Source organism: Acuticoccus sediminis (genome assembly GCF_003258595.1).
Classification (GTDB): domain Bacteria; phylum Pseudomonadota; class Alphaproteobacteria; order Rhizobiales; family Amorphaceae; genus Acuticoccus; species Acuticoccus sediminis.
The window spans coordinates 25,327-47,943 of sequence record NZ_QHHQ01000014.1 but is presented as its reverse complement, the minus strand read 5'-3'; the positions used below and the strand labels follow the sequence as shown (position 1 = coordinate 47,943).

At 61.0% G+C, this 22,617-nt stretch carries 26 protein-coding genes and 1 pseudogene; 12 read left to right on the top strand and 15 right to left on the bottom strand.

Annotated elements, in window-relative coordinates; all coding sequences use genetic code 11:
• From DLJ53_RS32920 to DLJ53_RS32910, 3 genes are read left to right on the top strand one after another with little or no spacing between them, the layout of a single operon-like run.
• Complete coding sequence (locus DLJ53_RS32920) at positions 1 to 1,026, top strand: ImmA/IrrE family metallo-endopeptidase (protein ID WP_083551973.1); 1,026 nt, start codon at positions 1 to 3, stop codon at positions 1,024 to 1,026.
• Complete coding sequence (locus tag DLJ53_RS32915; protein WP_083551972.1) at positions 1,023 to 1,748, top strand: C1 family peptidase; 726 nt, start codon at positions 1,023 to 1,025, stop codon at positions 1,746 to 1,748. The genes DLJ53_RS32920 and DLJ53_RS32915 overlap by 4 nt, the downstream gene beginning before the upstream one ends.
• Positions 1,696 to 2,463 carry a thymidylate synthase family protein gene (locus DLJ53_RS32910; RefSeq protein WP_111352557.1) on the top strand — a complete coding sequence of 256 codons (768 nt, stop codon included), beginning with the start codon at positions 1,696 to 1,698 and terminating at the stop codon, positions 2,461 to 2,463. The genes DLJ53_RS32915 and DLJ53_RS32910 overlap by 53 nt, the downstream gene beginning before the upstream one ends.
• On the opposite strand, the gene DLJ53_RS32905 is transcribed toward DLJ53_RS32910, so the two are convergent.
• The 3 genes from DLJ53_RS32905 to DLJ53_RS32895 are packed head-to-tail and all read right to left on the bottom strand — an operon-like array spanning position 2,447 to position 4,460.
• Positions 2,447 to 3,121 (bottom strand): uracil-DNA glycosylase, encoded by a 675-nt coding sequence (locus tag DLJ53_RS32905; RefSeq protein ID WP_083551970.1) that lies wholly within the window; start codon positions 3,119 to 3,121, stop codon positions 2,447 to 2,449. The two genes, DLJ53_RS32910 and DLJ53_RS32905, sit on opposite strands and share 17 nt — an antisense overlap.
• The gene (locus DLJ53_RS32900; RefSeq protein WP_111352556.1) at positions 3,118 to 4,275 is read right to left on the bottom strand and encodes a nucleoside triphosphate pyrophosphohydrolase family protein; all 1,158 of its coding nucleotides are present in this window, start codon (positions 4,273 to 4,275) and stop codon (positions 3,118 to 3,120) included. Before DLJ53_RS32900 ends, DLJ53_RS32905 begins: the two co-directional genes overlap by 4 nt.
• Positions 4,272 to 4,460, bottom strand: a complete 189-nt coding sequence (locus tag DLJ53_RS32895; RefSeq protein WP_083551968.1) for a hypothetical protein — start codon at positions 4,458 to 4,460, stop codon at positions 4,272 to 4,274. The genes DLJ53_RS32900 and DLJ53_RS32895 overlap by 4 nt, the downstream gene beginning before the upstream one ends.
• 251 nt (positions 4,461 to 4,711) lie before the next feature.
• Here DLJ53_RS32895 and DLJ53_RS32890 point away from each other — a divergent pair, with 251 nt between their 5' ends.
• Positions 4,712 to 4,939: a hypothetical protein gene (locus DLJ53_RS32890; RefSeq protein WP_083551967.1), complete on the top strand. Its 228-nt coding sequence runs from the start codon at positions 4,712 to 4,714 to the stop codon at positions 4,937 to 4,939.
• 191 nt (positions 4,940 to 5,130) lie between these two features.
• Positions 5,131 to 5,268, top strand: a complete 138-nt coding sequence (locus DLJ53_RS35660; protein ID WP_202913488.1) for an Nmad2 family putative nucleotide modification protein — start codon at positions 5,131 to 5,133, stop codon at positions 5,266 to 5,268.
• Positions 5,269 to 5,411: 143 nt separating this feature from the next.
• Here DLJ53_RS35660 and cydB read toward each other — a convergent pair whose 3' ends face one another.
• A complete protein-coding gene (gene cydB, locus DLJ53_RS32880) occupies positions 5,412 to 6,434 on the bottom strand; it encodes a cytochrome d ubiquinol oxidase subunit II (RefSeq protein ID WP_083551965.1) in 1,023 nt (340 codons plus the stop codon).
• Positions 6,435 to 6,439: 5 nt separating this feature from the next.
• The gene (locus DLJ53_RS32875) at positions 6,440 to 7,861 is read right to left on the bottom strand and encodes a cytochrome ubiquinol oxidase subunit I (RefSeq protein ID WP_111352555.1); all 1,422 of its coding nucleotides are present in this window, start codon (positions 7,859 to 7,861) and stop codon (positions 6,440 to 6,442) included.
• Positions 7,862 to 8,088: 227 nt separating this feature from the next.
• Between DLJ53_RS32875 and DLJ53_RS34955 the strand changes: the two are divergent.
• Positions 8,089 to 8,653: pseudogene (locus DLJ53_RS34955) on the top strand (helix-turn-helix domain-containing protein); the annotation flags it as partial.
• 113 nt (positions 8,654 to 8,766) lie between these two features.
• Here DLJ53_RS34955 and DLJ53_RS32865 read toward each other — a convergent pair.
• Positions 8,767 to 8,985 (bottom strand): zincin-like metallopeptidase domain-containing protein, encoded by a 219-nt coding sequence (locus DLJ53_RS32865; protein WP_342353617.1) that lies wholly within the window; start codon positions 8,983 to 8,985, stop codon positions 8,767 to 8,769.
• Positions 8,986 to 9,193: 208 nt separating this feature from the next.
• Between DLJ53_RS32865 and DLJ53_RS32860 the strand changes: the two genes are divergently transcribed.
• From DLJ53_RS32860 to DLJ53_RS32845, 4 genes are all read left to right on the top strand, one after another.
• A complete protein-coding gene (locus DLJ53_RS32860) occupies positions 9,194 to 9,754 on the top strand; it encodes a recombinase family protein (protein WP_111352553.1) in 561 nt (186 codons plus the stop codon).
• 138 nt (positions 9,755 to 9,892) lie between these two features.
• Positions 9,893 to 10,153: a WGR domain-containing protein gene (locus tag DLJ53_RS32855; RefSeq protein ID WP_111352552.1), complete on the top strand. Its 261-nt coding sequence runs from the start codon at positions 9,893 to 9,895 to the stop codon at positions 10,151 to 10,153.
• A gap of 597 nt (positions 10,154 to 10,750) precedes the next feature.
• Entirely contained in the window at positions 10,751 to 11,806 is a 1,056-nt protein-coding gene (locus DLJ53_RS32850) for a replication initiator protein A (protein WP_208990528.1), read from the top strand.
• Positions 11,807 to 12,162: 356 nt separating this feature from the next.
• A complete protein-coding gene (locus DLJ53_RS32845; protein ID WP_162409797.1) occupies positions 12,163 to 12,771 on the top strand; it encodes an SCO family protein in 609 nt (202 codons plus the stop codon).
• A gap of 22 nt (positions 12,772 to 12,793) precedes the next feature.
• On the opposite strand, the gene DLJ53_RS32840 is transcribed toward DLJ53_RS32845, so the two are convergent.
• The gene (locus DLJ53_RS32840; protein WP_111352549.1) at positions 12,794 to 13,702 is read right to left on the bottom strand and encodes a cytochrome c oxidase assembly protein; all 909 of its coding nucleotides are present in this window, start codon (positions 13,700 to 13,702) and stop codon (positions 12,794 to 12,796) included.
• A 53-nt stretch (positions 13,703 to 13,755) separates the two neighbouring features.
• Here DLJ53_RS32840 and DLJ53_RS32835 point away from each other — a divergent pair, with 53 nt between their 5' ends.
• Positions 13,756 to 14,760 (top strand): cytochrome c oxidase assembly protein, encoded by a 1,005-nt coding sequence (locus DLJ53_RS32835; protein ID WP_083551959.1) that lies wholly within the window; start codon positions 13,756 to 13,758, stop codon positions 14,758 to 14,760.
• A gap of 33 nt (positions 14,761 to 14,793) precedes the next feature.
• Here DLJ53_RS32835 and DLJ53_RS32830 read toward each other — a convergent pair whose 3' ends face one another.
• On the bottom strand, positions 14,794 to 17,154 hold the full coding sequence (locus tag DLJ53_RS32830) for a heavy metal translocating P-type ATPase (protein WP_111352548.1): 2,361 nt from the start codon (positions 17,152 to 17,154) through the stop codon (positions 14,794 to 14,796).
• Between the two features lie 176 nt (positions 17,155 to 17,330).
• Entirely contained in the window at positions 17,331 to 17,768 is a 438-nt protein-coding gene (gene mntR, locus DLJ53_RS32825; protein ID WP_111352547.1) for a manganese-binding transcriptional regulator MntR, read from the bottom strand.
• 159 nt (positions 17,769 to 17,927) lie between these two features.
• Between mntR and DLJ53_RS32820 the strand changes: the two genes are divergently transcribed.
• Positions 17,928 to 19,244, top strand: coding sequence for an Nramp family divalent metal transporter (locus DLJ53_RS32820; RefSeq protein WP_111352546.1), 1,317 nt, complete (start codon positions 17,928 to 17,930; stop codon positions 19,242 to 19,244).
• Positions 19,245 to 19,293: 49 nt separating this feature from the next.
• Here the strand turns inward: DLJ53_RS32820 and lspA are convergent, their stop codons facing one another.
• Genes lspA through DLJ53_RS32790 form a run of 6 tightly spaced genes read right to left on the bottom strand, consistent with a single transcriptional unit; the run spans position 19,294 to position 22,578 of the window.
• Positions 19,294 to 19,797 carry a signal peptidase II gene (gene lspA, locus DLJ53_RS32815; protein WP_162409795.1) on the bottom strand — a complete coding sequence of 168 codons (504 nt, stop codon included), beginning with the start codon at positions 19,795 to 19,797 and terminating at the stop codon, positions 19,294 to 19,296.
• A 25-nt stretch (positions 19,798 to 19,822) separates the two neighbouring features.
• Positions 19,823 to 20,401 carry an SCO family protein gene (locus DLJ53_RS32810; protein ID WP_244935218.1) on the bottom strand — a complete coding sequence of 193 codons (579 nt, stop codon included), beginning with the start codon at positions 20,399 to 20,401 and terminating at the stop codon, positions 19,823 to 19,825.
• A gap of 44 nt (positions 20,402 to 20,445) precedes the next feature.
• Positions 20,446 to 20,937 carry a copper chaperone PCu(A)C gene (locus DLJ53_RS32805; RefSeq protein ID WP_208990526.1) on the bottom strand — a complete coding sequence of 164 codons (492 nt, stop codon included), beginning with the start codon at positions 20,935 to 20,937 and terminating at the stop codon, positions 20,446 to 20,448.
• 2 nt (positions 20,938 to 20,939) lie between these two features.
• Positions 20,940 to 21,602 (bottom strand): DsbA family protein, encoded by a 663-nt coding sequence (locus DLJ53_RS32800; RefSeq protein ID WP_111352543.1) that lies wholly within the window; start codon positions 21,600 to 21,602, stop codon positions 20,940 to 20,942.
• Entirely contained in the window at positions 21,599 to 22,024 is a 426-nt protein-coding gene (locus tag DLJ53_RS32795) for a disulfide bond formation protein B (protein ID WP_083551952.1), read from the bottom strand. The genes DLJ53_RS32800 and DLJ53_RS32795 overlap by 4 nt, the downstream gene beginning before the upstream one ends.
• Positions 22,021 to 22,578: an SCO family protein gene (locus DLJ53_RS32790; RefSeq protein WP_211100720.1), complete on the bottom strand. Its 558-nt coding sequence runs from the start codon at positions 22,576 to 22,578 to the stop codon at positions 22,021 to 22,023. Before DLJ53_RS32790 ends, DLJ53_RS32795 begins: the two co-directional genes overlap by 4 nt.
• Positions 22,579 to 22,617: the final 39 nt, after the last annotated feature.

The window sequence follows — 22,617 nt, the reverse complement described above, 5'->3', positions numbered from 1 at the left end:
ATGACCCGCCAGCAGGATCGTATCTCCATCCTCCGCGGCATGAAGGCGGCGCTCGGCCTGCTCCATGATCTCGGCCTCGACCGGGAAGGGAAGCGGGTACAGCGGGTCGACGTGTTCGACAGCATCGACCGCACCGGCGCGGCGCTGATGTTCAAGCCGATGGAGAAACTGCTCGGCGCCTTCATGAAGCAGAGCGGGATGGCGGGTATCATCCTGAATACCGAGCGCCCGCTCGGTATGCAGCGGTTCACCGCGGCGCATGAACTCGGCCATCTGATTCTGCAGCACGATCCCCATGCCGATGACGACGGCATCCTGCGCCGCGGACCGATCGCCGATGGCCGGGCCTTCAGGCTGGTGCCGCCGGAGGAACGGGAAGCGGATGCGTTTGCGTCCTATTTCCTGCTGCCGCCGCATCTGATCGCGGCGCAGATGGAAGTTCAGGGCTGGGGGCCGGAGCATTTTTCCAGCCCGGAGAATGTCTATCAGGCCTCCCTGCGCTTCGGCACCAGCTTCAGCGGCGCGGTCTATGGTCTTGAGCGCGAGAAGGTGATCGGCGCCGGGCTGCGTCAGCAGCTCCTGAAGACCCGGCCGCAGAGCCTCAAGCTGGGCCTGCTAGACGGTCAGCCATTGCCGAACCCCCGGCGCAGCGATGTCTGGCATCTGACCGAGAAGGACGAGGGGGCGGTGGTCGAGGCCGGTCGGGACGACCTGTTCCTGCTGCGCCTGCGGGAAGATACCGGGGCCGGCTATGTCTGGACCTTCGATGAATTGTGGGACGCCGGCTTCGTGATTCTGAAGGACGGCCGGGAACCCGTGCCTGAGGGCCAGATTGGCGCCCCGACCGTGCGGCGGATACTGGCGCAGGCGGAGCGCCCGCTGGCCGAGACACTGCGGCTGAAGGAGTGCCGTCCCTGGGATCCCGAAGACGATCCGCACACGCTGACCCTGCATTGCCGGACCGCGACCAGTGACGAGGCGGGGTTATTCGAGCGGCAGCGGCTGGAGCGGTTGGCGGCCCCATGACGCTGCAGATTTCGACCGACATGCGTAGAGACCTGGGCACGGTTCGCGATCAGGGCCGCCGCCCGACCTGCCTATCGTTTGCCGCTTCCGATGCGCACCGGCATGCGCGCGGCCACCCTGACTGGCTGTGCGTCGAATGGCTCTACTTTCATGCCGCTAGGCGGGCTGGGACGGGACCGCGCTGCGGCACCACGATGCCGGATACACAGGCGATCCTGCGCGGCACGGGACAGCCGGTAGAGGCGGCTTGGCCGTACTCAGCCGCCTGGCCCGATCCTGCGTCATGGCAGCCGCCGGGCGGGGTCTCATCGCTCTTCACCTGCGAGTCCAGCAGCTGTGCGCCAGGTCTGCACGGCATCCGAGCCGGGCTTCTTGCCGGGCGCCCCGTGGTGGTCGGGGTCTTCCTGTCCGGGACGTACCGGTTTCCGGCGGACTGGACCCTTATCGGCACCGAGGTGCTGCTGGCGCCGGATCGCCACGAGCCGATCGATCGGAACGACGGGCACGCCATGGTGATCGTCGGACACGGCCGTCACGCGGGCGAGCCGGTGATGCTATTGCGCAATTCCTGGGGTTCCCGCTGGGGGCATGAGGGCCATGCCTGGGTGAGGGAGGACTGTCTGGCTCCGCGACTGGTCGGCGCCTTTGTCATCAAGGAAGGAGACGGTGATGTTCTACAATCCGATGTCAGCGGCGCCAACGCCGGTACGCGCCTGGCTTGAGGCGGCCGAGCGGTTGAGCCGCGAGGGCGAGCTGGGCGGCCTGATGCTCCACATCGAAGACCCGGTGGCCGTGTCTTCCGAGGAGGAGATGGCGATCGACCTCGTCGACCGGTATTTGAAGGCCCATGGCCAGCAGGGCATCGCAACCGTAGCCAATACGATCTTTCCGGCCAGCCTCGATCGAGGCGACGGCATTGAGGGGCTACGGGCGCGCTATCTGGCCGTCTATGCCAAGCGTATGTGCCGGCAGGGCGGCTGGGGCCGCTATTTCGAGCGCATGGTTCACTGGGAAACCCGGGACAAGAGCCATGTGGATCAGATTGCAGAGAACATCCGGATGCTCCGGCAGCTCAAGGCCGACGGGGCGTGGAACTACAAACAGTGCTATGAGATCGCCTTGTTCGATCCGGCCCGTGATCTGATCAAGCCGCGAGGACGGCAGTGCCTCAGCTTCATCGAACTCAAGCCTGCGCCCGATGGGCGGCTGCATATGATGGCCGTGTACCGGAACCACCATTATGTGGCGCGAACGCTCGGCAATCTGATCGGGCTCGGCCGCCTCCAGCAGTTCATCGCGCGGGAGGCGGGATTCGCCCTCGGCGGCCTGACCATCCAGTCCACCCATGCCGAACTCGATCTCGCCGGGGGCAAAAAGCGGGAGGTGCAGGCTTTGATTGCGGCTTGCCAGGCGGCCTTGCTCACGCAGGCTGCGTGAATAGATCGGGCGTCCGGCAGGGCGGCAGGGCGTAGGCCTGCTCGATCTGCGCGATAAAAGTGTTCTGCCCGCCATAGCTCGGGTGGCGAACCTGGATGGCACTGACCCCCAGTTCATCGACAGCGCGGTGGGCATCGCCACCGATTGCGATGACGGTTTCCGGCTGCAGAAGATCCATAATGTCATGCAGGAAGCGAGCGCAGGCTTGCCGCTCGCGACGCGTATGGCAACGGTTGCTCATCGGCGCGCCCGGCTCATGCGGGTGGAGCGGAAAGACGTTCCAGAGGAAGACGGGTTCGGCCAGCCGCTGCAGCATCTGCCAGATGACGGTTGCCGTGCGTTCGCCGATGGCGGGGCCTTTGGTGGCCTTGGCCACGCGCAGACCCTGGAACAGCACGCTATAGGAATCGAGATGGACCTCGTCAGTCAGCGCCAAGCCGGTGCGGCGGCCGCCGCGATAGCCCAGGTCGCGGGCAATCCAGATCGTGCGGACCTTGAGGTCGACCGCCGTTTCCAGACTCATGGCAAGGTTCTGCTGCCGCCGGCGCGGCGCATCGCTTCGATCATGCAGCGGGCATCGCTCGGCATATGGATTGAAGACATTCTCCAGTTCAACGCTGCTCAGCGCCTGGACAATGGCATCGACGGCGGCACTCATGGCTGATCGTACCGGATCGAACGGGCCTCAAGGTCGATGCTGACGCGGCCGCCGCGATGCACGCGCACGGCGCGGAATACTTCATAGCCCTTCAAGATTGCTTCCTCCCACAGCCATAGGGGACAGGTTTCGGCTTCGTATCCGGCAACGAAGCGGCGCACGGACTTGAGCAGCCCATAGTCGAGGGTGGAAATCCCCTCGAACAGGGCTAGCCGTTGCGCATGGTTGAATATCCATGTCGCGATCCCTTCCTCGATCAGGACGGCGCGCGCACCGTCCTGCACTTCATCGACCCGGGGATTGCTCTTGCGCTTGACCCGGAGCAGTCGCCGGAGAGTCGGCGACCATCCGAGGTGAGCGGCATAGGACAGATGGAATACATCATGGAAGCGGTAATCGTCATCGTCGTCCCGATTGTCAGTCAGGGGATCGCCGATGGGCCGGCCCTCGCAGGTCAGTCTGGCCATGGTTTTGCCGTTCAGCTCGACCTCTGCGATGTCGATGACGAGCTGCCGCGGCAGCTGCTCATGGGCCGGAAACGCCTCGTCGAACAGCGGGGGGTAATGCCGGTCGACAGGCCAGCGATCGAAGATCTTCGCCAGATTTGCTCTGGCCGCGTCCTCCAGTGTGATTCCGGCCTCATGAGCGGCGGCCCGCAGCGCCCGCAGCACGCCGATCAGACGGCCCTTGAGTGCGGAGCGATTGCGCTCAAGCCGTCCAGCCGCATGATCGGTCATTAATAGGCCGACTTCGCCGGCCAGTTTCAGCAGGGTCTGCTCGAAAGCCGGTGACGGTGAGGCGGACACCCCGACGGCGGGCGCTTCGATGGCGGCGAAGCTTAGCTCAGCAGAGCCTGCCGATTGCCAATCCGCGAGACTGCGGTCGAGGTTGACTGCCAATTCGTCGAGGCCGAGTCTGGCGCGGGCAGCCAGTGCGGCGAGATACCAGAGCACGTCGCCCAGCTCCTCGACCACGGACTCCTTGTAGCCAAGATAGGCAATGGGATCGCGTTGTTTCTTCTTCACCTCGCTGAGCAGGCTGCCGGTCTCCCCAAAGAGGCCTAGAAGCGGAAAGGCGAGGCCGAGATCACCGCGGCGCCGCTGGTCCGTCTTCAGCGCTTCGGCCTGGTATGCGGCAATCGTGAAGGCTTTCATGGTGATTTCCGCCGATCGACCAGCGCTTCCTTCGGCACATGAATGCCATAGGCATCAAGCGCGCGTAGGACGATCACGCGAATCGTCTCGCCGGATTCAGCCGCCCGCAGCGTGATCTCGCGTTTGGTCGCCACCGGCAGAAAGAGCTGCAGCGTCGGCTCTTTGTCGTAGATGTCGGTCAACATCGGTGCTGTCTTAGTCTTCATGACTTTACTATTTCATGAAGATTGGACAGCACCAACGCGCTACCAATCTGAATCCATTCTGACTCACCGCTTTCTCCGCACATTCAACCTGAGCGGCTGCGGTGAAGCGAATTTGCCCGCGCTGTGCGACCGCCCCTTGAACAAAAGGTGAACCATGCCTAGCTCACCATTCACTACCTGCGATCGGTCGAGCCATACCGACTTAAGTAGCAGCTGCGGGAGATAGAGGGATGACGCAGGCCCATGTTCTGAATGAAACGCTGAGCGGCGAAGACCGGGTGCGGATCCGAGACATACTCGAAGCGCGCGGATTTGATGTCGTGTTCGGTATGCCGGCGGACCTCTCGGCGCTGTCCGGCAGCGACACGATCGGCGTGGTCTGCCTGCCGGCAGTCGAGGCTGACAGCGAACTTTGGCAGAGCGAGTACGCGCCTTTGCGGGGGCCAGCCTGCGGGTAATCGGCATTTGGCTCCATGACGAAGCTGAAGAGCTTCCAGCGGCTCTTGATGATTTTGGATCAGCTGTCGTGGCAGTGGGCTCGGGCGAGCTCGATCGGGTGCTTCAAGAGTCGGCGGCGGCTGTATGGGAACGCCCCGACGGGACACGGCGAGCCGACCAGCCCACGCCGCGCAACAAATGCTGAGACCCCGTGCGGCTGTTCTCATACGTCGTCGAACATGATCAAGGCTTTGCACCAAACCCCTTCTACGGGGTCTGCACGCTAGAGCACGTCTCGCTCAGATGGATTCACTTGAGCCAGAAAAACGTGCTCGCCTTTAAAGAGTGAGGGCATCTTGTCTGCACTCGAACGAGCGCAGAATGCTCTGGGCGCCGCTCACATCACCATCGCCCGGATGGCGTAGGCGAGGAGGCTGACGGCGGCCACCCCCGCAAGCCACAGTGCCACGAACCAAGCCAGCTTGCGCGCCATCAGTGGTAGCCGCCCTTGTCCGGGTCCAGCTTGCCGCGGAAGACCCAGTAGGAATAGGCCGTGTAGGCGAGGATAATCGGGATCAGCACCACCGCGCCGACGAACATGAAGAGCTGCGATTTGTATGGCGAGGCCGCGTCGTAGATCGTCACCTCGGTCGGGATCACGTAGGGCCAGATCGAGATGCCGAGGCCGATGAACGTCACCAGGAAGAGGGCGAGCGCCAGCAGGAACGGCCACTTGTCATGCTGGTGGACGTGGAGAGCGCGGAACAGGAACAGCGTCAGCAGGCCGACCACGATCGGCACCGGCGCGGCGTAAATCACGTTGGGCCACCGGAACCAGCGGTCGTAGTATCCGGCCTCCAGATAGGGCGTGAACAGGCTGACGATGACGATGAAGGCGACCGTCGCCAGCGCGAAGCCCCAGGCGAGGGAGCGCGCCTTCTCCTGCGGCTCGCCCATCAGCTTCATGTTGAGCCAGGTCGCGCCGAGGAGGGCGTAGCCGCACACGACCGCGACGCCGGTGACGGCGGAGAACGGCGAGAGCCAGTCGAGCCATCCGCCCCCGTAGCTGCGCCCGTCCACGGCGACGCCCTGCAGGATCGCCCCCAGGATGATCCCCTGGCACAGCGCGGCCATCGTCGATCCTCCGATGAAGGCCCAGTCCCACGCGGCCCGCCACCTCACCGTGCGCCAGCGGAACTCGAACGCGACGCCCCGGAACACGAGCGCGAGCAGCATCGCGATCACCGGCGCGTAAAGCGCGGGCATCAGGATCGAGTAGGCGAGGGGGAAGGCGGCGAAGAGGCCGCCTCCGCCCAGCACGAGCCACGTCTCGTTGCCGTCCCACACCGGGGCGACCGAGTTCATCAGAAGGTCGCGGTCCCGCTTCTGCGGAAAGAACGGGTAGAGGATGCCGAGGCCGAGGTCGAACCCGTCGAGCAGGACGTAGATGAAGATCGCGGTGGCGAGGAGGAACGCCCAGGCCACGGTGAGGTTGAGGCTGATCTCGAGTCCCATGGGTCTCACTCCACCGGAAGGTTGCCGGGGCCCGCGACCTGCGCGGCCGGGGTAATACCTGCGGTGCGGATCGGCCCGTCTTCTTTCGACACGCCCTTGTCGCGCGGTGTCGGCGTCTTGCCCATCAGGCGCAGGATGTAGAAGACGCCCGCCCCGAACACGATGAAGTAGATGACGATGTAGGCGAGCAGCGACGCGCCGACGGCTGGCGCAGCCACCGGCGACACGCTGTCGACCGTCCGCAGCACGTTGTAGACCGTGTAGGGCTGGCGGCCGACCTCGGTGGTCATCCAGCCGGCGAGGACGGCGATGAGGCCGGAGGGCGCCATCACCACGGCGGCGCGATGAAGCCAGCGGTTCGTGTAGAGCGTGCCGCGATACCGGCTCCACAGGCTCCACGCGCCGATGCCGAGCATGAGGAAGCCCATGGCGACCATCACGCGGAAGGCGAAGAAGGGGATCGCGACCGGTGGCCTGTCTTCCCGCGGGACGGAGTTGAGCCCGTCGAGCGGAGCGTCGAGATCGTGCTTCAGGATCAGCGAGGAGAGCTTGGGGATGGACACGGCATAGTCCATCCGTCCCTCCTCCTCGTTCGGGATGCCGAACAGGAAGAGCGGCGCGCCGTCCGGATAGTCGGGATAGTGCCCCTCCATCGCGGCGATCTTCATCGGCTGGTGCTCCAGCGTGTTGAGACCGTGCGCGTCACCGAGGAAAATCTGCACCGGCGCCACGAGGGCGGCCATCCACATCGCCATCGAGAACATGGTCGCGACGCTCTTGTTGCCGGCGCGCCCCTTGAGGAGGTGGTACGCGCCGACACCGCCGACGATGAAGGCGGTCGTGAGGTAGGCGGCCGTCAGCGTGTGGGCGAAGCGTGGCAGGAAGGACGGGTTGAAGATGATCGCCCACCAGTCCTCCGGCACGAACTGCCCGTTCTCGGCGATGGAGTAGCCGGCGGGCGTGTGCATCCAGGAGTTCACGCTGAGGATCCAGGAGGCGGAGATCGCGGTGCCGACCGCGACCATCAGGCAGGCGATCATGTGGAGCGTGTCGCCGACCCGCTCGCGGCCGAAGAGCATGATGCCGAGAAAGCCGGCCTCCAGGAAGAACGCGGTCAGCACCTCGTAGGCCATCAGCGGGCCGAGCACCGGGCCGGTCTTGTCGGAGAAGACGGCCCAGTTCGTGCCGAACTGGTAGCTCATCGTGATGCCCGACACGACGCCCATCGCGAAAGCGACGGCGAAGATCTTCACCCAGAACTTCCAGAGCTGGAGATAGGCGTCGTCGCGCGTCCAGAGCCACATGCCGTTGAGCACCGCCAGAAAGCTCGACAGCCCGATCGTGAAGGCGGGGAAGACGAAGTGGAAGGCGATCGTGAATCCGAACTGGATCCGCGCCAGCATCACCGCGTCGACATTCTCGAACATGGGGCCTCACCGGATTTGCGTAGACAGGACAGTCCATGGATTTCAGATTTTTCTGAAATTAATGGAACGATCACTCTTTTGCACCCGGCCGAGCCGCGCCCGGCCGAATTGCCGCACTGTCCTCACCGAATCTAGAGCGGTTCGCGCTCGGTGTAGATCGGTGCGGGATTCCCGAATCGGCGGAAGTCTGATTCACCATCATGGCTGGCGATGGAGGGCCAGCCGTGATGCCCAAGCTGCTCTCTGACGATCTTCGTCTGCGCGTCGTTTGCGCCATCGACGGCGGCATGTCCCGCCGGCAGGCCGCGGCCCGGTTCGATGTCGCCCCGTCCACCGCGATCCGATGGTACGAGGCGTGGCTCCGCACCGGCTCGTGCCGCGCGAAGCGGCAAGGAGGCGACCGCTGGTCGCACGTCACCGAAGCCCACGCGAACCGCATCCTCGCGATCCTGGACGTCGCGGGCGACATCACCTTGGTGGAGCTGAAGGCAAGGCTCGGCGAGACCGGCGGCACGGTCTCCATCTCGGCGCTGTCGCGCTTCTTCAGGCGCCACGGCATCACGCGCAAAAAAGACCGGCCATGCGGCCGAGCAGGACCGTGCGGACATCCTCGCCCGCCGGCGTGTCTGGTTCGACGGCCAGGACGAGCTCGAGCCCGAGCGGCTGATTTTCATCGACGAGACATGGGCGAACACGAAGATGGCTCGCACCCACGGCCGATGCGCCGTCGGTGAGCGCCTGCGCATGCCGCTTCCGTTCGGCCACTGGAAGACGACGACACTCGTCGCAGGGCACGATCGGTCAGCGTGATTGTTGGACATTGGGGACGCTCGGCAGCCAAAAGAGACAGAAGCAGTATTACATCGACGACCCGGCTGATGCCGCCGATCAAGCGGCGAAAGCTTTTAGGGACGACGAGGCCGCTTCAGGCGGCCTCGTCGTCCTCGTTCGATCAGCGGCTGAAAGCCGTGGAGTAAACCCACGGCTCGCTGCGCGTAACTGGCGGCCTGGAACAGGAAGCGCTTGTCGTCCTTCAAGGCCTTGAGCCAGCTGGCGACATAGGCGGCGTATGCGTTGCGCGGCTCGGGCGTCAAGCTCAGAGTCGGCGCAGAGAAACGCCGCACCCAGCTCGGCGACCAGACCTCAAAAAATGTAGGCACGCGTCGGACGCCCGACCCTAGTCAAAGAAACGGACGGTTTCTTGCCCAGTGCAAATCGGCTGGAGATTGAACTCCTTTCCACGGCTGACGCGGCAAATAACTCAGTCAAGAAATCAATGTTAATCATTCTCTGGCATTGACGGGTTGTCTAACTCTCCAGCAGGAACGACCCATGAAGATCGGCTACGCTAGGGTCTCTACGATTGAGCAGAATCTCGACCTGCAACGCGACGCGCTTCAAAAGGCTGGCTGCGAGAAGGTTCTCGCGGACAAAGCGAGCGGGACCGTGTCTGCACGGCCGGGGCTAGAAAAGGTCAAAGAGCTCCTGCGCACCGGGGATACCCTGGTCATCTGGCGGCTCGATCGTCTCGGTCGCTCGCTGCAGGATCTTATAGCCTGGGCGCTCTACCTCGAAGAGCATGGAGTAGCCCTGGAGAGCCTCTCCGAGACGATTAACACCGCGACCTCGACTGGGAAACTCACTTTCCACCTTTTCGGCGCTCTCGCTGAATTCGAGCGCAATCTCATTCGTGAACGCACACAAGCGGGCCTCGCTGCCGCGAGAGCCCGCGGGCGACTTGGCGGCCGTCCGAGTGCGCTCGACGCTGACAAGCAGGCCCTTGCGGTTCAGCTTTATCGTGAAAAGAAACTCACCGTCGCGAGGATCTGCGCGATGATGGGCATCTCCAAGCCTACCCTGTACGCCTATGTCCGCGCCGCGAGCGATGGCTGAATTCTGGCGTTCTGGCCGCAAATAGACCCAGGTAATCTTCGCCGTGGACGATGCGTCTATGTGCCTCAACGTCTTGAGACTTACGCTCTATCATTGCCATCCAGCTGCGCGGTCGACGTTCACTCGTAAGGAGTTCCTGTGACAGTCCAGCTCGATCTTTTCCCGATTGACTTGCACCTACGGTGCATCGATCGGAGCAGCAACAAGCACCGCTTCTACGCTCTCTCCGTGCAGCGCACATTGTTCGGAGAATGGGCGCTCGTGCGAGAGTGGGGCCGGATAGGCGTGAGTTGTCGTTTGCGTCGGGATTTATACCCGTCTGCAGGATCTGCGGTCGATGCACTCATCGAACTCTCGCGGCAAAAGACAACGCGAGGCTATCGCGCTGCAAGCGACTGACGCATAAGTTATATTATGGAACTTCGAAGGCGCGTTCTTACATAAACCTTACTGTATTAAGCTGATCGCGTGATCAGTATATCTTACCAACTTGGCGAGATGACATCGCGAAGGTGATCTTTTATTTTTCTCTCTTGAGAAAGACAGGGTTTTTGATCCGAACGAATGACCGTAATCGCACGTTAGATGGTGCATTCTTTCCGCCTAGGGCATGCACTGAACCCCAACGGCTATCGTGTGGTAGCCTACGCCACCCACGGTTTATGACGGCTCTGCCGTGAGCAACAATCGAGACCGTGGAGAGTTAGAATCAGTTAGAGATAGAGTTACGGATTTGAGTTTTAGCGGTAAATTCCTGACATAACTGAGGTTTTCAGGCATTCTACGTGAGACCTGGTGTGTGAAGTGACGAAAAACGGTGTGCGAAGTGACGATCCTTGGTGGGTGAAGTGACGTTGGGAGTAGCTCCCCCTTTGGTTGCATCCCTTTGTTGGGGTGTGTGGAATGACGAAGTTCGTTGACGAATGGTGTGTGAAATGACGAAGATGCTCGCGCGCGTGTGTAAAATGACGAATCTCCGGATTGCGAGTGTGTGAAGTGACGATTGACCGCTCTCCCCTACTCCCGGACCGGCATCCTCAAAGGGACCTGTTCGTCTGCGATATCGTAGATGCGGTGCCAAAGGGCGATATGTCTTCGATGGAACACCCCGTGTTTTCGCTATCGACCAAGCCCGATATGCGGTCTCGTCGTTATGAACGCGGCGGCAATTGGATTGAAATTTCGCCATCCCGTTATGGTCTTGCGACGGTGCACGATCGAGATGTTCTGATCTACTGTATTAGCCAGTGCATGGCGGCATTGAATGAGGACCGGAAGGTACATCGGTCGATGCGTTTCAAAGCGTATGATTTGCTTGTAGCGACCAATCGGCAAACCTCAGGCCGCGGTTACGAACTGCTGAAAGATGCACTTCGCCGATTGCAGGGGACTCAAATTGAAACTAACCTCCGCCAAGGAAATCGAGAGTATTTTAAGGTATTTGGCTTGATAGAATCAGCTGAAATTGTCCGTGAAACACGTGAAGGGAGAATGCTCGACGTGGAAATCACACTGTCGGATTGGGTGTGGGATGCTATTGAGAATAACAATGTTCTTACACTGAATAAACAATACTTCCTTCTTCGGAAGCCATTAGAGAGGAGGTTATATGAATTGGCGCGAAAACATTGTGGTATGCAATCGGAATGGAAGGTTGGACTTGGAACTCTACGTGAGAAGTGTGGGTCGGGTTCTACAGATAAAGAATTTCGTCGTTTAATCAGTAAGATCATCGCTGACGATGATCAGCACGATCACATGCCAGATTACGCCTTTGTGATCCGGGGCAGTAATGTGGTCGTGCATCGAAAGCGTGCGATGGAGGAGCATGCCGTCCAGTCTTTCCTGGTAGCTGCATTGCGTCTCGATCCTGACACTTATGCTCTGGCACGTGGCGCCGCGCCCGGCTGGGACGTTCATCACTTGGAATCTGAGTGGCGGTCCTGGGTCGCCGACAAGGGCATCGCGGTGAAAGATGCTGACAGGCATTTCCTGAGCTTCTGCAGGAACCGCGGCCCCTACGATGAGCAACGATCGTCGTTGCGTAGTTAAGAATGCTAGCCAAAGACGTCGACGGTCCTCGAAGGGATAGTGGTTGAAGCTCTAGCAGCTGGAGGAATTAGAAGTCGGTCAGAGGGCGCAATCCCCGTCCCTCGCGCTGATCGGTGCGGTTTGCGAGAGGGACGGCTAGCGCCAGTCGAGACGACTGGAGATTTCTGTGTCCGAGGGACATTCTGAACCCCAAGGGGAGCCGCAGCCCGGAGGCATCAGCGCCGAGGAGCACGCCGCGTCGCGGCGAGGCGCTAACCGTACGGCAGCGCTTCTGCTGTTCAGCGTCATGTTGATGTTCTTTGCGGGAGCATTCGGCGTCGCCTTCCTGGTGATCTATGGTCCCTATTGAACGGCCGTTGAGTCGCCGCACGGCTTTGGGCTTTGGCGCCAAGGTTCTGCTGGCGATCTCCCTTGCCGGATGCGACGCCCAAAACTGGTATGGAACGGACGTCTCCGGCTCGATGCCGGACCTGGATTTCACGCTAACTCGTGCGTCAGATGGGCAGATCGTCAAGCAAACGGACTTTCGCGGAGAAATCGTCGCACTGTTCTTTGGGTACACGTTCTGCCCGGATGTCTGCCCCATGACCCTAGCAAATCTGACGGCGCTGACTCAAAGTCTCGGGGAAAATGCCGGACGTCTTTCGATCCTATTCGTGACAGTCGACCCGGAGCGGGACACGCTGGAGCAACTTGTTCGCTACGTTGAGAATTTCACCGAGCGGGCGACGGCACTGCGCGGTACCGATGATCAGCTCATCAAGCTGACGCGGCGGCTGCGCGTGACGTACAAGATTGCTGATCATGTCCCCGGCGACGCGAACTACGAAGTGTCGCACGGCAAGTCGATCTACGTCTTCGACGCCGAGGGGGAGGCGCGGCTGATATGGCCGTCATTTGAGACGGCCGATGCGGATATCGCTGCAGCGACCCGCGACATCGAACGCCTGATCGCAGATGCATAAGGCGAAGAGGATGCGACTGCGCCTAGATATCTGCCCCTGCGCGACGCATATTGTTGAGGACAAGAAGCAGCGCCAAGACGCTCATCATCGCAGGCGGTATCCAGATCACCAGACCGCCGATCTGCTGATCTGTAAGAGCGTCAATGTCGGGGAAATACCTCCCGCAGAAGGCGTAGTATGGAAAGAGATCCTTGGTGGCAAAGCTGATCAGCGCGCCAAGCACAATCTGCGGGAACATGACCGCGACCGCGAGCACGACCCTGACACCGAACCCGACCCGCGCGGGTGGCGAGACGCGCGTGTCGAGCACGAGCGCCCAAAAGAGGACGCCATCGACCGCCATGGACCAGTTCATGACCTGATACAGGCCGGGGTCGATCATCGCGGCAAAATGCACAGGCGGAATCAGCCAGAGCCAGAACAGACCCACGAAGAGGAACGCGGCCACGAGCGGCTGCTGGACAAAAGCCATGAAGAGAGTTGCGGGAGCGCTGTCGCATGCCCGACGCACCCAGCCCGGTGCGCCGGCCAGGATGGCGGGCCCGCCCGCGCTCAATGCCAGCAAAACCGGGCCGACGTGGTGCATCGCCACGTGCTGCAGCCGGTTGATGAAGAACATCCGTTGGGCAAGGTATTCGAATCCGGTCTGCGTGACGCCGTAGATCAGCGCGAGGCCCGCCCAGAAGGCGATCCGGCGCCAGGGGCCAGGCCGGTCCACGGGAGCGAGGCGGGACAGACCGCGCTGAAACCAGAGGCCGGACAGCGTGACGGCGAGCCAGATAGGCCACGAGAATTCGTAGGGCCCCCACGCCGGCATTCGCGACGGCACGTAGGTCGAGACCGCCCACAGTGCCGCGCCAATCAGAAACAGCACCGCGCAGCCAGGCCATCCGCGGGTGCGTCCCGGCAACCTGCCCATGACGCTGGTCACGCGGTGGATGCTCTCTCGGCAGGAAGAGCGCGGCGGAGAGGGGAAGGAAGGCGATGAATGCTCTGCTCCACGCCGATCCGTTGGGGGCGGCGCTTTCGCCTGTCGCCCTCCTGTTGATCGGTCTTGCGGCGATCGCCTACCTGCGGGGGCTGCGTCAGCTGCACCTCGTCGGCGAGCCGGTCAGGGCGTTCCGACACGCCCTGTTCGTCGCGGGGCTCCTGAGCCTCGCCGTTGCGCTCGACGCCCCGATCGCGCCCGCCGCGGCGAGGCTCTTTACCCTGCACCAGGTGCAGCATCTGCTGGTCCGGCTGATAGGTCCGTTGCTTATCGTAATCGCCTATCCCTGGCCGGTCCTGCGCGCCGGCCTGCCGTCCGGGCTGCGCCGATGGCTGATCATCGTGGGGCGGCGCCCGATGGTGGCGCGGCTTGCCGGGCTCTGCACCACTTTGCCGATGGCCTTGGGCCTGCTGGTCGCGGCGCTCTACATTTGGCAGCTGCCTGCCGTGCACAATGCCGCGCTCGACAAGCCACTGTTCCTCATCCTGGCGCACGTTGGGATGATCCTCGCTGGACTGAATTTCTTCGCCGTGGTGCTCGATCGGCGCGACGCTCCAGAAGGTCCGCCACAGGCCGGACGGATCCTGTTGTTGTTCTGCGCCATCATCTCGAACATATTGCTGGGTTCGCTGACGACATTAAAGGAAGTCGTCCTTTATCCCGCCTACGATGTTACAGGCCGCCTTTATGGTTGGTCTGCGATGACTGATGAGTCGCTCGGTGGTTACATCATATGGGTTCCATCTTCTCTCATTATGCTCGCGGCGATCATGATCGCATTCATGGGTTGGAATCGCGCTGAAGAACGGCGTTGGGCAATGCGCTACTCGTTGCGCAGCGGATCAAACAGTGCCGCGCTCGAATTTCCGGAGACGGCCGAAGAGCTCTGGATGAAGGTGGAGCAACCCAATCGCCGAATGGGTCAGACGCTTGGCTTGGCCGCCTTCTCGATGTTCGCAGTCGTCTTGATCACCGCGATCTGCGTCGTAACGCTGATGTAGCATTCGGGTGCCGGTTGAAGCATGTCAGGTCGGTCACTTCCCGGGCACGGCGGGCGAGGTCGAGATCGAGGGGGACGACCGCTCTATTGACGTCACGGGCTTGCGGGGGTTCAGAAGCCTCAACGAGTTGGCGACGACCAACAGCGAGACCCCCACATCTGCGGCAATCGCACCCCACATCGATGCAATACCGAACGCCGTCAAGCCGACGAAGGCGGCCTTGGTCGCAAGCGAAATACCGATATTCTCGCGAATAATGCGCATCGTGTGGCGCGAATGGTCGATCAGCCATGGAATTTTGCTGACGTCGTCGGTCATCAGCGCAATGTCGGCGACCTCGATCGCCGCATCTGAGCCGACAACACCCATTGCGATACCGTAGTGTGCGCGTGCCATTGCCGGCGCGTCGTTGACACCGTCCCCGATCATAGCGACCACGTTATGGGTGGCGACCAGTTCCTCCACGGCGATCACCTTGTCCTCGGGCAACAGCTCGGCCCAGACGCAGGCCGGATCGATGCCCACCTCGGCCGCGACCGCGTGCGCGGTATTGGCGTTGTCGCCGGTGAGCATCGCGATCGTGCCGACACCCTGTGCACGGAGCTTGGCGATGATCGCCCCCGCATCCGGCCGGATGCGATCGCGTAGCTCGAGGACACCGATGACGCCCATCTCGTCACCGACCACGACGAGCGTGTTTCCTTTTTCTTCGATTTCGGACTTGAGGCCTGCTGGGATCGCGTCGGCGAACCCTCGTTCGGACGCAAATCGATCGGATCCGAGCCAGATCGCTTGTCCGTCGAAGCGCCCCTCCAAGCCCCGGCCTGGGATGGTGCGGGTGTCCTCGGCGACAATCGCGGGGATGCCATCACGCTCCGAGCGAGCGAGGATGGCGCGCGCAAGCGGATGCGAGGAACGCGCCTCGAGGGCGGCCGCTCGCGACAGGAGGTCCCGTTCGCTCCGTTCCCGTAGGGGGTGGACAGCGGTCACCTCGGGTTCGCCCATGGTGATGGTGCCGGTCTTGTCCATCGCGATGGCCGTCGTCCGCCCCGGCGCCTCCACATAAGCGCCACCCTTGACCAGCACACCCGCGCGCGCCGCGGACGCAAGGGCTGCGACGATCGAGACGGGTGTCGAGATTACTAGCGCGCAGGGACAGGCGATCACTAGAAGCACCAGCGCGTTGTAGAACCAGGTCACCCATGCCTCGCCGAAGAGTAGCGGGGGCAGGACCGCCAAAAGGACCGCGAGAGCCAAAACCGCCGGCGTGTAGACGCGCGCGAACTTCGCCACCCACTGCTCCACCGGCGCGCGGCGCGCCTGGGCGTCACCGACCATGCGGATGATCTTGGACAGCATCGTGTCCGATGCCGCTTTGGTCGCGCGTACCGTGAGGCTTCCCTCGCCATTGATGGTGCCGGCGTAGACCTCGTCGCCCGGCTCCTTGGGAATGAGAGCGCTCTCGCCGGTGATCGGTGACTGATCGACCGCACCGGCGCCCGCCGTCACCTCGCCGTCGAGCGGAATGCGGTCGCCGCCGCGCACCACGAACTGGTCTCCGATACGCACGTCCTCTGCGGGAACCGTTGCCTCGCTGCCGTCGGGCCGGATCACCCGTACGGTCGGCGGGGCTAAATCGAGGAGGGCCGCGACTGCACGGCGCGCCCGTCCCACGCTCCAACTCTCCAGGTAGAGGGACAGGCAGAAAAAGAAGGCGACCGTCGCCGCCTCGAAGAATTCGCCGAGCCCGATAGCGCCGGCGATCGCGACGACCATGAGGAGGTTCATGTCGGGAGAAAGCCGCCGCGCCGACGACCAGGCTTTCGGGGCGACGAGCCAGACACCGAACAGGATTGCGAGCGCGAATAGTCCGGCCTCGGGGACCGGCATCGGCTCTTCCCCATGTCCGGCAAAGAGACTGAGCGCCCCCGAGAGGCCAGTCTCCAATATGTGCCAGAGCAAGCCAGCGCTCCAGAATACGCCACTCAGCAACGTGAACTGCCGTTGACGACCGAGATGAGCCACTTGGTCCGCGGCAGCGCTGTCGTCGTCCCAAAGCTCGGCGCTCATCCCGGTCTCGGCAACGATCTCAACGATACGATCGTCCGGAACCGACCGTGCTCCTTCCAAGATGATCATCCGGCCGTTCAGCACGTCGAAGGCCAGATGGTCGGTGCCGCCGACCTCGGGGCCAACCGCCTTGTTCAGGATGGCGACTTCCTCGGCGCAATCTAGTCCGCTGACGCGAAAGCTTCGACCCGCGCCTGTCGACGATGAGGATGCTATCGGGACGCTGCACGTGGTTCCGTCGCCACAACAGCCGACCTCTTTCTGATCACGATGCGGGTGATCATGGACGTGACCATGATCATGGCGATGGGTGCAATCGGACATCTGTAGGTCCTAGCTGGCTGACTGGTTGAGCCCACAAGGTAATTCCTACAGCGACTTGAGCTTCAAGAGCCCACCGTGAGAAACCGCCGGCACGCGGCGTCTCGGCAGTTCATGCTTGGCGAGTCACTAAAATGCCTCTGGGAGACTTAGCCACTGGGATGAGTTTCGTCGGCAGCTTATCGTGCAACGAATGCTTCGAATGCCGCCAGGGTCCGACTGGAAACGTGGTGCTCGATCCCTTCGGCATCGGCTTCGGCAATGTCCCTCGGCACGCCTACGGCGATGAGTAGGGCCACCACGGTGCGATGTCGAGTGCGCACATAGTCAGCCAACTCTGACCCTTTCGGTGTGAGGAATACGCCTCGATAGGGCTTCGAGGTGGCAAATCCTTCTCGCTTGAGTCGGGTCACCGCCTTGGTGGCTGTCGGTTGCGCCACTCCCATGCGTTCCGCGATATCGGCGACCCTCGCCTCTCCATGAGTCGCAATGAGATCCCCGATCATCTCAACGTAATCCTCTAGGACGGCTTTGGCCTGGGCCGCACGCGCACGGGCAAAACGGCTGGCCTCCTCCGAAGGAGGTGCTTCCAGTGCCTCAGTGTTCGCTTCGTCCATAGCTGCACTTCCAGATCGAGGTCCGGCAGAGATTCAATCGCAGCGGTACCATACCGAGTAGGAGATCCATAAGATAGCCGAGGCTTAATTTCATTCCCGACGCATGCGAATCTGGTTGGCGAAAATAGCCTATTGCAGGAAGTATAGCATAGGCTATAAATGGTATGTCGCAAAACTCGGAGTGCCGCGTTGATCAGCACAGAACGCACTCGCTCGGGAATGTCCGCCGTCCTATCCGGCCAACGCCGCGGTCTTTCGGGCAAGCTTCTTTTTGCGGGTCCGGCCGTGATCGCTTCCATCGCCTACATGGACCCCGGCAACTATGCGACGAACATTCAGGCGGGATCGGGCTACGGCTACCAGCTCCTGTGGGTGGTGCTGCTCGCCAATCTCATCGCGATGCTGTTTCAGGCGCTGTCGGCCCGGCTCGGCATCGTGACGGGCAAGAACCTTGCTGAGATGTCGCGCGATCAGTTTCCCAAGCCCGTTGTCTGGGTCATGTGGTGCGTCAGTGAAGTCGCGGCCATGGCGACTGATCTCGCCGAGTTCCTGGGGGGGGCGATCGGCCTGTCGCTGATCTTCAGCCTACCACTGATCTGGGGTATGGTCGCAACCGCCATCGTCACCTATGGCATTCTGATCTTCGAGCGGCACGGCTTCCGGCCGATGGAGCTGATCATCGGGACGATGGTCGCCATCATCGGGCTCTGTTACCTCATCCAACTCTCGATCGCGCCGGTCGACTGGAGTGCTGCGGCGGCTGGTCTGGTGACGCCGACCCTGCCTGACGCCGCCGCCCTAACCATCGCGGTGGGGATCATCGGCGCAACGGTGATGCCGCACGCGATCTATTTGCATTCCGGTCTGACCCAGACCCGCGCCCTGATCCGCAATGAAGAGGATCGCGGCAAGGTGCTCCGCTATTCCAATATCGAGGTGATGATCGCGCTGGCCATCGCTGGCATGGTGAACATGGCGATGGTGATGATGGCGGCGAGCGCCTTTCACCAGGGCCACAGCGATGTCGCCGAGATCGAAACGGCCTACCGGACACTGACCCCGCTGCTGGGTGCCGCGGCGGCGTCGGTGTTTCTGGTCTCGCTGGTCACCTCGGGGATATCGAGCTCGGTGGTCGGGACAATGGCGGGGCAGCTTATCATGCAGGGGTTCCTGCATGTACGAGTGCCGATCTGGCTGCGCCGACTCGTGACCATGGTACCCGCCTTTGGCGTGGTCGCGCTGGGCTACAACGCGACCGAAGCGCTGGTGCTGTCACAGGTGGTGCTGTCGATTGCCTTGCCGGTGCCCATGGTTGCGCTGATCGTCTTCACATCACGTCGCGATCTCATGGGGCCATATGCGGCGGGGCCGATGACCCGCATGCTCGCTTATGCCGGTGCAACCATGGTGCTGGGGCTAAATTTCGTTCTGCTCGCCGACACCTTCGGCGTTCCGATCCCCCTGTTCAGGGACTGATATTGGCAAGACTAAATCGAGCACACCAAATGCAATGCGGCGGACTAAATTATCGCGTGGCCTCTTTGCGTTTAAAGAAAATTTCTCCAAAAGAGAGAATTATGGCTCCTGTCACGATGGAGACGTCGGCCATATTAAACGAAGGCCAATGGAATTGTCCTACGTATACATCAATAAAATCCGTGACCCGGCCGTGGCGAATTCGATCAATAATATTTCCTAGCGCACCACCAATAATCATTCCGCAAGATATGTTATGGTGCAAGTCATTATTTTTGTATATAATTATGACAAGAATGCAACAAATTAATATTCCAAAAATTATCAAGACGAGATGTGGGGCAAATCCAAATAACCCAAAACTTACCCCCGCATTTTGTATGAAAACGAAATTCAATCCTGGAAAGATGGGCATGCCGCCTCGGAGAATTTCGGCTTGGGCGGTCACCAATAACTTGCTGCCCTGATCAATGAATAACACAATAATGGCGACTAAAAATCCGCTCTGCAGAGACGTTACTTTGTACTTTTTTGCTTTAATATGGAGAGGCATGCGTACTTCGCGCGTCCGGGGCGCATCAACTCGCATCGCTTTGGGTATCTATCGCGCGTAATATTTTTGGCACGGCAAACTCCCTCGACTCATGATAATCTATATTGCTGATGTAGCGTCCACCGGCATCAAACAAGAAAACACTCGCTGTATGGTTCATGGTATAGGCGTCGCCATCCCTGGAAACCTTTTCGTATGAAACGCGAAAGTCCCTTGCGGCACGAGAAATTTCCGCCGCAGATCCCGTCCAACCTCGGATCTGCGCGTGAAAATATTTTATATACTGAGACAGCACTTCGACGGTATCGCGCGCCGGATCGACGGTGATAAAGATCACGTTTAACTGCGCCGCCACCTCACCCAGCGCATCAAGCCACGATGTGATATCCGACAACGTCGTTGGGCAGACGTCTGGACAATAGGTGAAGCCAAAAAACACCATTGTCGGCCGCCCGACGAGCGATTGGGGACCTACGCTCTGGCCCTCGTGATCAACAAGTTTGAAGGTCATTTCGGCAAGAGGGAGCGGAAATGGTCCAGGAGATGAAGGAGTGGGCGGTCCGTCCACCTGCCACCATCCAGCGAACAGCGTCAGGGCCGTCAAGGCGACAGTCGCAGAGCCATACCTCAGGATGTGCCGGCGCCGCATCAATCGCGAGGACCTCGCGCTGCTATGCCACGAGCCACGACTTCGACCGTTACCTCGCCGCCCTCGGCAAATTTCAGCGTTAGTTTAAAGCGATCGCCTTTGTTTATAGGCGCCTGCAAGTTCATAAGCATCGCGTGGAGGCCGCCCGGAGCAAGTGTCAAAATCGTGCCAGGTGCAATAGTTAGGTCACCGGCCGGCTCCATGGAGCTGACGCCCTGCTCGTTCGTTGCGGTGCGGTGCACCTCTGCTCTCATCGCAATTGACGAGGTCAGCCCGATCAGGGTGACGGGCGTCTCGCCGGCATTGCGGATCGTCATATAGGCGACGCCTGGCCGGTTGGTTCCAATCGAGGCGCGCGACCAGGCGTCTTCGACGAACACATCGTCCGATGCTGCGAATGCCGTGCTGGACAGGGCGAGCAACAGCGCGATTGCGGCGAATCCAGCTGTCCGCATGCCTCGGAGTATTTCTACTTTGGATAGTTTGAACATCACTACGAGCCGCCTGATGCTTTAATTTCCTTTGCCACCAACGCTCGAAGCTCGTCCTCTCCGAAAGGATCGAGACGGATTCCGTTCACGAAGAAGGTTGGAGTTCCCTTGACCCCCATCGCCTCAACATCAGCACGATCTTGGTTGATGATCCCGGTTGTGCCTGGGAACAGCATCTGAGAGCGGGCCTGTTCGACATTCAGACCGGCGGCTGCTGCGATCTGAAGGAGTTCGTCTGTGGCTTCTGCCCCATGGGTTGCCCATCTCGGCTGCTCTCGGAGGATCGCTTCAAGGACAGGCTCAAAGGCATTTTGCATCCGCGCAGCTTCGAGAACGCGGATTGCCTCCTCCGAGGCCCCGCGGTGGAACGGCGTATAGCGGAGAACCAGCCGAACGCTGCCCCCCTCTTTCGTCATGATGTCCTTCACGATTGGATAGAACGCGCGACAAGCTTCACAAGCTGGATCAAAGAACTCGACGATAGTGACAGGGGCATCTTGTGGACCGAGACTCGGAGAGTGGGACCGGATAAGCCCTTCAGCCAACTTCGGCGGCACGCTGGTCAGTTTGGAAACAGGCTCGGGACGCATGTTGTACCAGGTGGCGCCGGTGAAAGTGGCACCTGCGAGAACGAGGACAGAAAGGATCAATAGTTTCCGAATCATGCGGAAGCTTCCCTCAAGGAGATCGCGGACAAAGCGCCAATCAAAGCGAACGCCAGAAGGGACAGGGCCGGAATGGGCAGGCCGAGAACGAGCTGATCGGCATCGGTGCACGAAGGTCCGGTGGCTTCACAAGGCTGGATCTTTTCCGGAAGGAAGCCGAAATACAGTCCGACATGCCAAAGTGCGATCGCACCACCCATGAGCGCGAGAAGGACACCGTAGCGACCGACCGTCCGATCCCGAGTCCATAGACCGAGCCCAAGAACAATGGCGAGCGGAAACATGAAGGCGCGCTGAAACCAGCACAGGACGCAGGGCTGTTGTCCCATCACCTCGCCGACAAAGAGGACCGCGAGGGACGCGAACAAAGCCATGAGCCATGCAGCGGCTAGCGCCCCCTCCTTGAGTAGACGCGGTGTCATTGTCTCATCCGTTTTTCCAAATCGAGGGCGACCTCTTCCGCCGGCGTGCCGTAGGAGTACGAGGTGACGAAACCCCCGCTGCGATCGAAGAGGAACAGCTGCGACGAGTGCGCCATCGTGTAGCCTGCCGGCGTTGACGGCTCTTCTAGCTTCTCATAGTAAATTCTGAATGATTTTGCCGTTTTATCAATTTGTTCAACGGTTCCCGTCAGGCCTAGTATTTTTTCATCGAAATTAGGCAGATAATTAGCAAGCGCATCTATAGTATCTCTCTCAGGGTCAACCGATATGAAAAGAGGTTGCACTTTATCAGCGTCGCCTCCGAGTTCCTTTAGGATGAGCGAGACCTCAACAAGGGTCGTGGGGCAAATGTCAGGACAATTTGCGAAGCCAAAGAACACCAGCATCCAGCGACCAGCGAAATCCTCGTCAGTACGCAAATTGCCCCGCTGATCGGTGAGCGAGAAATCCGCGTAAAAGGGTGGGTCGGGCTGTGCCTCTCTGGGTTCTCCGCGACGGGTGGCCCACACAGACAGCAAGGCAAACGCGATCAATCCGACGCACGCCAGCACCCACAGGATTATTCGGACTGC

What these genes read in the sequence shown, in the direction of transcription:
- DLJ53_RS32920 (WP_083551973.1), top strand. Translation starts at nt 1, where the DNA reads ATGACCCGCCAGCAGGATCGTATCTCCATCCTCCGCGGCATGAAGGCG.
- DLJ53_RS32915 (WP_083551972.1), top strand. Translation starts at nt 1,023, where the DNA reads ATGACGCTGCAGATTTCGACCGACATGCGTAGAGACCTGGGCACGGTT.
- DLJ53_RS32910 (WP_111352557.1), top strand. Translation starts at nt 1,696, where the DNA reads ATGTTCTACAATCCGATGTCAGCGGCGCCAACGCCGGTACGCGCCTGG.
- DLJ53_RS32905 (WP_083551970.1), bottom strand. Translation starts at nt 3,121, where the DNA reads ATGAGTGCCGCCGTCGATGCCATTGTCCAGGCGCTGAGCAGCGTTGAA.
- DLJ53_RS32900 (WP_111352556.1), bottom strand. Translation starts at nt 4,275, where the DNA reads ATGAAAGCCTTCACGATTGCCGCATACCAGGCCGAAGCGCTGAAGACG.
- DLJ53_RS32895 (WP_083551968.1), bottom strand. Translation starts at nt 4,460, where the DNA reads ATGTTGACCGACATCTACGACAAAGAGCCGACGCTGCAGCTCTTTCTG.
- DLJ53_RS32890 (WP_083551967.1), top strand. Translation starts at nt 4,712, where the DNA reads ATGACGCAGGCCCATGTTCTGAATGAAACGCTGAGCGGCGAAGACCGG.
- cydB (WP_083551965.1), bottom strand. Translation starts at nt 6,434, where the DNA reads ATGGGACTCGAGATCAGCCTCAACCTCACCGTGGCCTGGGCGTTCCTC.
- DLJ53_RS32875 (WP_111352555.1), bottom strand. Translation starts at nt 7,861, where the DNA reads ATGTTCGAGAATGTCGACGCGGTGATGCTGGCGCGGATCCAGTTCGGA.
- DLJ53_RS32860 (WP_111352553.1), top strand. Translation starts at nt 9,194, where the DNA reads ATGAAGATCGGCTACGCTAGGGTCTCTACGATTGAGCAGAATCTCGAC.
- DLJ53_RS32835 (WP_083551959.1), top strand. Translation starts at nt 13,756, where the DNA reads ATGAATGCTCTGCTCCACGCCGATCCGTTGGGGGCGGCGCTTTCGCCT.
- DLJ53_RS32830 (WP_111352548.1), bottom strand. Translation starts at nt 17,154, where the DNA reads ATGTCCGATTGCACCCATCGCCATGATCATGGTCACGTCCATGATCAC.
- mntR (WP_111352547.1), bottom strand. Translation starts at nt 17,768, where the DNA reads ATGGACGAAGCGAACACTGAGGCACTGGAAGCACCTCCTTCGGAGGAG.
- DLJ53_RS32820 (WP_111352546.1), top strand. Translation starts at nt 17,928, where the DNA reads ATGGTATGTCGCAAAACTCGGAGTGCCGCGTTGATCAGCACAGAACGC.
- lspA (WP_162409795.1), bottom strand. Translation starts at nt 19,797, where the DNA reads ATGCCTCTCCATATTAAAGCAAAAAAGTACAAAGTAACGTCTCTGCAG.
- DLJ53_RS32805 (WP_208990526.1), bottom strand. Translation starts at nt 20,937, where the DNA reads ATGTTCAAACTATCCAAAGTAGAAATACTCCGAGGCATGCGGACAGCT.
- DLJ53_RS32800 (WP_111352543.1), bottom strand. Translation starts at nt 21,602, where the DNA reads ATGATTCGGAAACTATTGATCCTTTCTGTCCTCGTTCTCGCAGGTGCC.
- DLJ53_RS32795 (WP_083551952.1), bottom strand. Translation starts at nt 22,024, where the DNA reads ATGACACCGCGTCTACTCAAGGAGGGGGCGCTAGCCGCTGCATGGCTC.